The sequence below is a fragment of the Chloroflexota bacterium genome, assembly GCA_016197225.1.
Taxonomy (GTDB): domain Bacteria; phylum Chloroflexota; class Anaerolineae; order Anaerolineales; family VGOW01; genus VGOW01.
Window position 1 is genome coordinate 24195 of the sequence record JACPWC010000094.1, and the last position, 9599, is coordinate 33793.

Annotated in this window: 9 protein-coding genes; 2 read left to right on the plus strand and 7 right to left on the minus strand. The window is 60.4% G+C overall.

The genetic code is table 11. The features are described from left to right. Positions 1-23: 23 nt before the first annotated feature. Together HYZ49_16220 and HYZ49_16225 are read left to right on the plus strand one after the other, a co-directional pair. Complete coding sequence (locus HYZ49_16220; protein ID MBI3243830.1) at positions 24-932, plus strand: hypothetical protein; 909 nt, start codon at positions 24-26, stop codon at positions 930-932. Then, the gene (locus tag HYZ49_16225; GenBank protein ID MBI3243831.1) at positions 929-1975 is read left to right on the plus strand and encodes a histone deacetylase family protein; all 1047 of its coding nucleotides are present in this window, start codon (positions 929-931) and stop codon (positions 1973-1975) included. The genes HYZ49_16220 and HYZ49_16225 overlap by 4 nt, the downstream gene beginning before the upstream one ends. A gap of 60 nt (positions 1976-2035) precedes the next feature. On the opposite strand, the gene HYZ49_16230 is transcribed toward HYZ49_16225, so the two are convergent. The 7 genes from HYZ49_16230 to HYZ49_16260 all read right to left on the minus strand — a co-directional run. After that, positions 2036-4234: a cyclic nucleotide-binding domain-containing protein gene (locus tag HYZ49_16230; protein ID MBI3243832.1), complete on the minus strand. Its 2199-nt coding sequence runs from the start codon at positions 4232-4234 to the stop codon at positions 2036-2038. 16 nt (positions 4235-4250) lie between these two features. Then, positions 4251-4982: a lysoplasmalogenase gene (locus tag HYZ49_16235; GenBank protein ID MBI3243833.1), complete on the minus strand. Its 732-nt coding sequence runs from the start codon at positions 4980-4982 to the stop codon at positions 4251-4253. A gap of 129 nt (positions 4983-5111) precedes the next feature. Continuing rightward, on the minus strand, positions 5112-5366 hold the full coding sequence (locus HYZ49_16240; protein MBI3243834.1) for a sarcosine oxidase subunit delta: 255 nt from the start codon (positions 5364-5366) through the stop codon (positions 5112-5114). A 162-nt stretch (positions 5367-5528) separates the two neighbouring features. Then, positions 5529-6674 (minus strand): FAD-dependent oxidoreductase, encoded by a 1146-nt coding sequence (locus HYZ49_16245; GenBank protein ID MBI3243835.1) that lies wholly within the window; start codon positions 6672-6674, stop codon positions 5529-5531. 59 nt (positions 6675-6733) lie between these two features. Continuing rightward, a complete protein-coding gene (locus HYZ49_16250; protein ID MBI3243836.1) occupies positions 6734-7117 on the minus strand; it encodes a hypothetical protein in 384 nt (127 codons plus the stop codon). Further along, positions 7104-9296 (minus strand): (2Fe-2S)-binding protein, encoded by a 2193-nt coding sequence (locus HYZ49_16255; protein MBI3243837.1) that lies wholly within the window; start codon positions 9294-9296, stop codon positions 7104-7106. Before HYZ49_16255 ends, HYZ49_16250 begins: the two co-directional genes overlap by 14 nt. A gap of 172 nt (positions 9297-9468) precedes the next feature. Next, positions 9469-9599: IS701 family transposase (locus tag HYZ49_16260; GenBank protein MBI3243838.1), on the minus strand; the 131-nt coding region annotated here is incomplete at its 5' end.

Sequence of the window (9599 nt, forward strand, 5' to 3'; positions counted from 1 at the left end):
AATTGTAGCACAGTGGAGGTGATATGACGGTTACTTCTGTTGTGTCGAGGGTGCGGCGGGTGTTGTTTATCGTTCATGATCCGGTTTCAGGTGGGCGTAAGTTGCACCAGTTGTTTGGTTGGAATGATTCTGGTTTTTTGGGTGATCTCTATATTCGAGATGTTTGTGATTGCAGTCTTGCCTACGCGAATTTTGAGATCGTGGAACGGGTTGAAGTTGACGGCTTCCCCGTGAAGCAGGATGGCTTTCGATATACCACCGATCAATACCTCAAATGTTGGCGCTCGCGTTCCGGGTTTCATCAGCCTGACCTGGTGGACTATCACCGTCTGCTCGACGAGTTTGACATCGTCTCCAAAATCAACAGCGGCGCGATTGACGAAGTGTGGTTGTTCGGCCCGCCTTACGCCGGTTACTACGAGTCGATCATGGCCGGGCCGGGCGCGTTCTGGTGCAACGCGCCGCCGCTGACCGGCACGAAGGCCAACCGGCGCTTCATCATCATGGGCTTCAACTACGAGCGCGGCGTGGGTGAGATGCTGGAAGATTTGGGCCACCGCGCCGAGTCGATCATGAGCAAGGTGTTTGAAGGCAAGCGCGGCGAGGCGAATTTGTGGGAGCGATTCACCCGTTACGACAAAACGCACTCGGGCCGGGCCGAGTGCGGCAACGTCCATTTTGCGCCGAACAGTGAGCGCGATTACGACTGGGGCAACCGCCGCAACGTCGTCAGCCGCTGTGACGACTGGCACAACTTTCCGAATTTCAAGGGCGCAACGCGAACGGTGAATTGCAGTGAGTGGGGCAACGGCGACATTCGCCAGCATCACCTGTGGTGGTTCAAGCACTTCCCGCACGCGGCAGGCGAGACGAACGGGATTTCGAATAATTGGTGGTCTTACATCATTGACCCCAATTTGGTTGAAACATGAAGGTCTTTTACTCCGAAGCCCACCGTGCCCACAACCCGCCTTTTGAAATTTTTGAGGGCGGCGTGAAGATACCCGTCTTTGAATGCCCGGAACGGATGGATCGGGTGCTGGCCGCGCTCCGCAAAACGGTTTGGGCGGAGATTGCGCCGCCGGAAGACTTCGGCCTGGAGCCGATCCGCGCTGTCCACGCCGATGATTATTTGCAGTATCTCGAAAATGCCTTTGCTGATTGGAAGCGCGAGGGCGGTCAATCGGGCGGCCCGGAATTCGACAGCCCGCTGGTGATGCCGGCCACTTTCCCGCCGCGCCGTTGGAGCAACAAGCGCCCGACCTCGCTGGCAGGGCGTTCCGGTTTCTACACCATTGACCTCAACGCGCCCATCGTCGCCGAAACGTATCAGGCCGCGCTCATGTCGGCCAACTGCGCGCTCTCAGGCGCAAAAGCGATTGTGAGCGGCGAGCGGGTTGCTTTTGCCCTCTGCCGCCCGCCGGGCCACCACGCCGGGCGCGACAACTGCGGCGGCTACTGTTACCTCAACAACGCCGCCATCGCCGCCAGGTGGCTCTCGAAACATGGCAAGGTTGCTATTCTGGACATAGATTATCACGGCGGAAACGGCACGCAGGATATTTTCTACGAGTCGGCAGAGGTGTTGACGATCTCGATCCATGCTGATCCGAATTGGGAGTATCCGTTTTTCGCCGGGTATGCCGACGAGGCCGGGGCGGGCGCTGGACTCGGCTACCACCGTAACTTCCCCCTGCCCCCGCACACCGACGACACCCACTACCTTGAAGCTTTGGGCGAAGCCATCGGCTTGATCAGGAAATTTAATCCAGCGCATTTGGTCATCTCAGCCGGCATGGATATTTACAAAGGCGACCCGCTGGGGAAATTCGACGTGACGACAGACGGCATCCGCGAGATTGGGCAACGGATTGAAGGGATGGGCTTGCCGACTCTGGTGGTGATGGAGGGCGGTTATAACAACGAGGCGCTGGGGGAGAATGTGGTGGGATTGCTGTCGGCGTTTGCCAACTAAGCCTGTTCGGGCGGCAGTTGTACTGCGCCCGCAGTCCAACTGCGGGCGAACTGCCGTTGCTTACGGCGCGTGGCTGGACGGCAACTGCCCGTGCCGTCCCGATTCGAGGACGCGCAGGTGAAGCAGGACGTTGGGATAAACCATTTGCAGGCGCTGCAAAGCCGGGGCAGGCAAAGCCCAAATCTCGGTTGGTTGGATGGCCTGGGCCGAGGCATTGCGCGGCTGGCCGAACAGCGCCGCCCGAGCGCCAAAAAATTCGCCTGGCATCTTAATCTCGCCCAATTGTTCACCCTGCTGGTTCAACACCGAGATCGCACCCGACACCAGCAAGTAACACTCGTAGCCCGGCTCGCCAAACTCAAACAGATGATCGCCGGCCTGTAGCTTGCGCGGCTGAAAGTCGAGGGCCAGGTCTAACAGCGTTGCCCAGGGTAGTTGGCTGAACACGGGCCGCGTCCACAGCCAGTCGGCGCGGTTGAAGGCATCCACCAGGCCCAGGCTTTCGGCGATGGGCTTGAAGACGCTGCCCGTCAGGCTGAGCAATTGCACCTTCCCGCGCGCCACCAACATGCCGGAACGCGGGTCGCCCTGCAAAGCGCCGCGCTCGCCAATGCTGTTGCCGCGCCCGATCACGCGCACTTGCTTGCCCTGCACCCAGACTTCCACCAGGCCGGAGTGAATGATGTAAGTCTTGCCGTCGGAGGCGTCGCCGTCGCGCATGATGATCTGGCCGTCGGCCCACTCGGCCAGAGAGGTTTGCTCGGCCAGGATGATGCGCTGGCCGACCGACAGCCGCGAGAACAACGGGCAGGCCGAAATGGTCTCGACGCGTTCGGCATATTGAAGCGCATGATGAGAGACGGTTTCGCCGAAGGCGGTGACGGTGCCGCTTCTGGCAAATTCCACTTTGGCGGCCAGGGCGGGGTCAGTGGTCGGGAGAGATTGTTTGTCGCCGGCGATGTGGGCCAGCACGAGATGCGGGCCTTTGGCCGTGAGCGATTTTAAGAGTGCCGGGGTGAGCGTCGTGTGGATGCTGCCCCCGCCCACGTCCTGCACCAGCACTTCAGCGCCGTCGGCAAAGTGGACAAGTTCGGCGTGGCGTTCCGGCGAGAGCACGCCTTGTTGCTCCAATTCGTTGAACCAGTCTTCGTCGTAGCGCATGTCGCCGGAATAACAAAGGGCATTGGCTCGCACGGCAATGGTCGGGATGGAATGAACGGCGTATATCGCCTCGAACCGGCGGCCATCCAGAACCAGCGGGTGGCCGGGGTTGAGAGGATAGTAGTCAAACAGGTTGGCGGCTTCACTTTCAGGGACGGCTAACATGGCGCTTAGCACGCGGAGCAGACCCCGATAAACAATGTCCGAAGTCAGCAAGCGCAGGCGATGATCGCCCATCAGGATCAATTCGGGCAAACCGGCCAGGTGATCTTCGTGCAGGTGCGAGAGCACCACTTCCGAGAGCTGGCTGGGCGAGACGCCGAGGTTGCCCAGGCGCAACCGCAGGTAAGCCGCCGCGTCGAACAACGTAGCCTGAGTTTGGACGGCTGAACCGAGATAGGCCAGGAAGCAGGTGGTGATTCCGGTCGGGTCGAAGCCGTCACTGCCGCCGATGAACTGCAAGGTGATCTCTTGTCGAAGGAGCGGGCGAGGCGGGGCCAGCACCAACGGCGCCGGCGACCCCTGGATCGCCGTTGAGAGAATAGCCACGTCTTCACCGTTCTCGGCGAAGACGAAACGATCATTCACCAGCCGGACACTGACGCCCTCGCCCAAATCGCCGCCATCAGCCTCAAGGCTGGTAATCTCGGCGAGGTCGTTCACCAGCGGCGGCCTTTTCAATGGCGGGTAATAGCCGACAGCGTCACACTCTTTCTGCAGCCAGCCGTAATTGCCGTAAGCGGCAACCTCTTCCGGGCCGTTGATGGTTTCGTCCAAAATCTGGCGCAGGCGGCGAGCTTGATCGGCAGTGGCGGTGATGAGGTGAGTGCGCTGACCGCTGCCGAAAAAGTTGGCGTAAAGCACAAATTCCACGCTGGCATAGTTGATGCCCTGGCGCACAAAACCCATTGAGCCAAGTTGTCGCCCGGCGGGCATGTCGGGCGGCAGGAGGAGGGTCTTGGGCGGTTTGAGGCCTTCGGCCAGCAAATATTTGAGGGCTTCCGGGGGGCAGTTGACCAACACGCTGCCGGCCAGCGTGTCCACGACGTACATGCTGTTCGGCAAGGGGCGAATGCGGTCAGAGTTGGCGGGGGTCATTAGGATCGGAAGAAAATCACAATATAGTCAGCGCGGGCAGGACGCTCCACACAATACCAGCCTGCCCCAGAATGTAAGTGAGCCAGACCACTTCGCTCACATAAGGCCAGTTGTTCTGGCGGAAAATCTGATTACCCAATATTACATCCGAAATCAAAAATAGGAATGCCCCAACTGACAAAAGTCCCAACCGCCCATCAGCCAGGGACAGCGCCACGGCGGTGGAGACCATCACCGTGATGAGCAGAGTATATCCCAGAGCGCCGTAATTCAACAACTGCGGCGCGGCCGGGTTGTGAATGAGCGCCCGCCACAGCACCAGCCCCAATGCCAGAAAGCCTGCCACCGCCCCGCCCCAGAGCGGCGCCCGCAAAATGCCGAGCGCCTGCCCGCCGGCCACGTAGGCGGCGATGTAAGTGAGGTGCGCCAACCCAAAGACGACGATGCCGCCCAGCACCCGGTTTGGCAGGCGAATGATTTCGGCCATGATCAGGTCGGCGACGAATGAAATACTCATGCCGAAGGCGATGAGCAGGGCAAAGGTGGCGAGCGCCGTCCCCCGCGCCGCCAGCACCCAGAAGAGCCAGGCCATGATCGCCAATTGCAACGAGGTGCTACGCTGAAGCCAGGGGATGGCTCGCCGGGTTCGATCCGGGCTGGGCTGGCCGAAGAGGATGGCGGCGATGTTGGAAAGGATGAAGAGAGCTAGAAGAGAGAAGAGGGTGAGAGAGGTTGTTGGAGAGAACATAATTTGGCAACGGGTTTTGCGAATTGAACGGATTCTTTCACTTTGTCATGCCGATTTTTCTCCACGAAGTCCACGAAGGGACACGAAGGTTACCTTTATTTTCGTGTCCCTTCGTGTATCTTCGTGGATCTAATAACCCCGCCACGATGTGCCAATGACTTCATCCGTCCTCGTATCCCGCCTCATCGTCAGCCAGCGCCGACAGCCAAAGACGTGAAACCAGCGCTCGATCTGCGCGCCTTCGGGGTTATTGTGCATGAAAGCGCGGTCAACGTCGCGAGCGTCGGCGTCGGTGATCGAATCCGGCACGGTTGAAATCTCGCCGTAGAGAAATTCTTCAACGGGCCGCGACCCGCAGTTGGGGCAAGGGATGTGAAGGCTCATCGTTTTACTCCAGGTAGAAACGGGAACGCAGATAAACGCTGATGAATCGCTGATTTTCGCTGATCATTTGTTTTGTCTATGTATAAAACACCTTTCGATTGAGCAAACTTCAAACAATCAGCGTTCATCATATCTTTTTCAGCGTCATCTGCGTCCCAAATTCTAATGCGTTCCGGCTGACCCGCGATCGGCCATCGTCCGATCTTTGGCAAACCTGTCCAGCGCAAACGGGGCGATCAGTTCCGGCACTTTGCCCGTCGCCACCAATTCGGCCATCTGCTCGCCGCCGGCCGGAATGGCCTTGAAGCCCCACGTCCCCCAGCCGGTGGTGACGTAGAACCCCTCGACGCCGGTCAGGCCCATGATGGGCGAGTAGTCAGGACTCATGTCGCACACGCCCGTCCACTGCCGCAAGACGCGCAAGTTCCGCATGAACGGGAATAAGGTGAGGGCGCGCTGGGAGCAGTTCTGCAGGAAGTGATAGCCGGAGCGATACGAGTAGCTCGGCTGGCGATCAATTTCGGCCCCGATCAGCATCTCGCCGCGCGCCGTCTGCGACATGTAAAACAAGAGCGGCGGCGAAGCGGCGATGACGTTGAACGCCAATTCGTAATGATTGGTGACAAAGGCTTGCAAGGGATGAGTGCGAATCGGGAGCCGCACCCCGGCCAGGGCCGCCAATGTGGTCACGTGGCCGCCCACCGCCCCCACCACAGCTTTGGCCGAGATCGGCCCGGCAGTCGTCTCCACGCCCGTCACTTTGTCACCCTCTTTCATCAACCCGGTGACGGCGACCTTTTGATGAACATGCACGCCGCGTCGCATCGCGCCTTCGGCGAAGGCCCACACCACCCGGTCGTGGCGGGCGGTTGCGCCCTCGTGATGATACGAGCCGCCCAGCACCGGCCAGACTCCGCCGCCGGTCAGGTCGAGTTGTGGGCAAATCTCTTTGCACTCCTTGGGCGTCACAAAATCGGTCCTGGCCCCGAAGGCCGCGTTCACGGCGGCCCGGGCGCGCTCGGTTCGCAGGCTGGCCTCGCTAACCGCCAGATTCAGCAGGCCCTTCTGCTTGTGCATCACCCAGCGTTCGGTCTCGGCCTCAAGTGATTGGTAGAGTTCGAGACTGCGCTGATAAAAACGCACCGCTTCGGGAATGCCGTAGTTGGAGCGAATGATGGTGGTGTTGCGCCCCGAATTTCCGGCCCCGATGTATTTGCGCTCCAGCACGGCCACGTTCGTGATGCCGTGCCGCGTCGCCAGGTAATAGGCCGTCGCCAGGCCGTGCCCGCCGCCGCCCACGATCACCACGTCGTAACTGCGCTTGGGTTCGGGCCAGGTGAACTTGATTTTCTTTTCCTGAAACTCATTCATGTCATCCGCTCCTCAAAGTCGGCCACGAACGGCGCAGGCACGATGATCAGAACGCGATCGGACTCAAGCCACAGCTTGGCCGCGATTCCGGCGACCATTCCTTGAGCAAAGGCCGGTCGTTCCGCCGGCAGTTCCCACTCGCACTCGCGCTCCAAAAACTTCAGCGCCTCATCCGCCGCCAACCAGACGTCGGCAAAACCGGAATCCGGTTCGAAGATGGCGTGCGGGTCATTCAATTTGATCTCCGGCGCGGGCGGTGTGACCAGCACTTCATCAGACGCGATTCGCAAGGCAAGAATATTCGCGGGCCACGCGGCGGCATCCAGAGCAGAGGGAGTGGCCACGATTCGGGTGGCGGGGAGACGATTAAGCGCGGGCACGGTTGCTCTCCTTGTCGTAAAACGGGACGGCGGCTCGCCGGGCTGGCCGCCCCTCGATGACGACCTGGGCCGGTAATTCACCGTCGAACAACTTTACCCAGCCCAGCATCACGGCCTTGCCCAAAACGGGCGAGTAAGCGCTTGAGGTGACGTAACCGGCGTACTCATCGCCGCGCCAGATCACCGCCCCTTCAAGCGGAGCCGGGCCGTCCATCTCCAATCCGGCCAGTTGCTTGTCGAGCAGTTCCTTGTTGGTTCGCAGAACGGCCTGGCGTCCGACAAAGTCGCCCTTGTCCAGCTTCAGCGCCCACTCCATATCAATTCGCCGGGCCGTCGTGTCAAAGTCCGTGTCCTGGCCCACGATGACGTGGCCTTTCTCCAGCCGCAATTTGAGAAGCGTTTCGATGCCATGCGGCTTGATCCCAAGATCAGCGCCGAGTTCGAGCAAGCGCCGCCAGAGCGCCGCCGACTGATCAGCAGGGTGGTGCAGTTCGTAGGATTGTTCGCCGGTGAAGCTGAGGCGCAAGACCCGGCAGGCCACACCGCCGACTTCTGCCTTTGTGTGTTGCATATAGTTGAGCGGCGTAGTGAAGCCGGCTCGCGACAGCAGTTCCCGCGACAGCGGGCCGGTGACGTTGATCGCGCCGAGCGACATGGTTTGATACATCAAACGCGCGTCCAGCTTCAGGGCGTCGGCCCAGTCGCGCACCCACATCTCGGCAAAGCTGGAGCCGCCGCTAGTGAAGGTGAGATAGTAGCGGCCATCACCTTCGTTGCAGATCAAGCCGTCGTCAAAAACGTAGCCGCGCTCGTCGAGGATCAACACGTAGCGCGAGCGGCCAGGTCCGATGGTGGAAACTTTGGTGGGATAAAGATGCTCGAGCAGTTTGAGCGCGTCCGGCCCCGAAACCAGCATCTTGCCGAGCGTGCTCACGTCGCCAATGGAAACCGCCTCGCGCACCGCCCAGTATTCTTCGAGGACGTTGCCGTAGTTCCACGGACGCCACCACCCGCCGACTCGATCCATGTACGCCCCCAGCCGCCGGTGCTCGGCGTCGAGCGCCGTGCGCGGGGTTGGCCGGTGATGCGCCCCGGCGGCGGCTTCGGCCAGAGTGGGTTGGCGAGTGACGGGCCGGGCGGTAAAGGCGGGCTGTAATTCGCCGCCGCGCGCTTTGATGAAACTACGCAGATAAGGCGTGCACATCCCGCCCTGGCACGTTCCGGTTCCGGCCAGCGTCGCCCGCTTGATCAGTTCCATTTCGCGAAAGCCGCTATTCCAGACTCGATCCAAATCTTCAACCGTGACGCCGGAGCATGAACACACTGTGCCGGACGTAGGACATATCGGCAAATCCGGTTCGCGCGCCGCCTCGCCGACGGCGCGAACGTTGAGGCCGTTGCCCATTCTAAGAAGCGTGTCTCGCGGGTTCAGGCCCAATCCAACCGAGACGGAGTCGCAGGCGAAGCGTTTTTCATTTCCATCCGGGCCGCGGACGACGACGGCTTCCACTTTCTTCTCGCCCTCAAAGCGGACGATCTGGCCCTGAACGTTTTCCGCCTCCACGCCTCTTGGCGGCTCGCCAATCGCCACGACGCGGCCCAGGTTCACCCCGGCGGCGGCTAGCGTTTCGGTTGCTCTGGCGGTGAAAATTCCGGCCAGTTGATTTCCCGGCGCAACGGGTTGAATCTCGGCGGCTCCGGTGGCCACGATCACTTCGCGCGCGTGAACGTGCCACATGCCTTGAGAAGTTCGGGCGATCACCAGCGGCCCCTCGTAAATTCCGAGCGCCTCCTGGCCTTCTTTCTCGTCCAGGGTGACGACACGCTTGCCAGCTTGCTTTGCTTCTTCAGCCGCCGCCCTGCCCGACCGGCCCTGGCCGATAACGATCACGTCGCAATGCAAGTGGCGGGTGCTAACTTCCGGGCCGGGCAAGTTGTTGGTAGGGAGAGGCGGGTAGCCGTTCGCAGGGTGGCGCTCGACGATCATGCCGGGCCGGGCCGGAGTCTGGCATGTTCGCGCATAAGACGCGCCGCCAATCGTCGCCAGGCAGTGGGGGCAGTCGCCGCCGCAACAGAGAGGGCCGCCGCCCGCCGGATGAATGCCCGCCTTGAGCAAGGCGGCCAGCACCGTGTCGCCGGCGTTGAACTCGATGGGTTTCCCGTCAAAGATTAGTCGCATTCTTTAGCTCCTTTGAGTAATTGGCGGTTCTTTCCCAGTCAACTCTATTCCAACCACACTTTTACTATGCGGCGTGTAATACACCCTGTAGTGAAAATCGTCAAGCAACACCTCATACTCAAAGTCACGCAACCAGAAAATGAGGTTGCCAATCCTATAATAGTAACTCACCTTACGCAGCCAAGCAGACGGGGTTGAGTTCGCGCAACTTGGCGTAAGCGGCTTGAATGGCTTGCAAATAGAGCTTGGCTTTGAGGGCAAAATGGTTGAGTTGGGTGTCGCCTTTGAGCAGTTCAAGTTTGA

What these genes read in the sequence shown, in the direction of transcription:
- HYZ49_16220 (MBI3243830.1), top strand. Translation starts at nt 24, where the DNA reads ATGACGGTTACTTCTGTTGTGTCGAGGGTGCGGCGGGTGTTGTTTATC.
- HYZ49_16225 (MBI3243831.1), top strand. Translation starts at nt 929, where the DNA reads ATGAAGGTCTTTTACTCCGAAGCCCACCGTGCCCACAACCCGCCTTTT.
- HYZ49_16230 (MBI3243832.1), bottom strand. Translation starts at nt 4,234, where the DNA reads ATGACCCCCGCCAACTCTGACCGCATTCGCCCCTTGCCGAACAGCATG.
- HYZ49_16235 (MBI3243833.1), bottom strand. Translation starts at nt 4,982, where the DNA reads ATGTTCTCTCCAACAACCTCTCTCACCCTCTTCTCTCTTCTAGCTCTC.
- HYZ49_16240 (MBI3243834.1), bottom strand. Translation starts at nt 5,366, where the DNA reads ATGAGCCTTCACATCCCTTGCCCCAACTGCGGGTCGCGGCCCGTTGAA.
- HYZ49_16255 (MBI3243837.1), bottom strand. Translation starts at nt 9,296, where the DNA reads ATGCGACTAATCTTTGACGGGAAACCCATCGAGTTCAACGCCGGCGAC.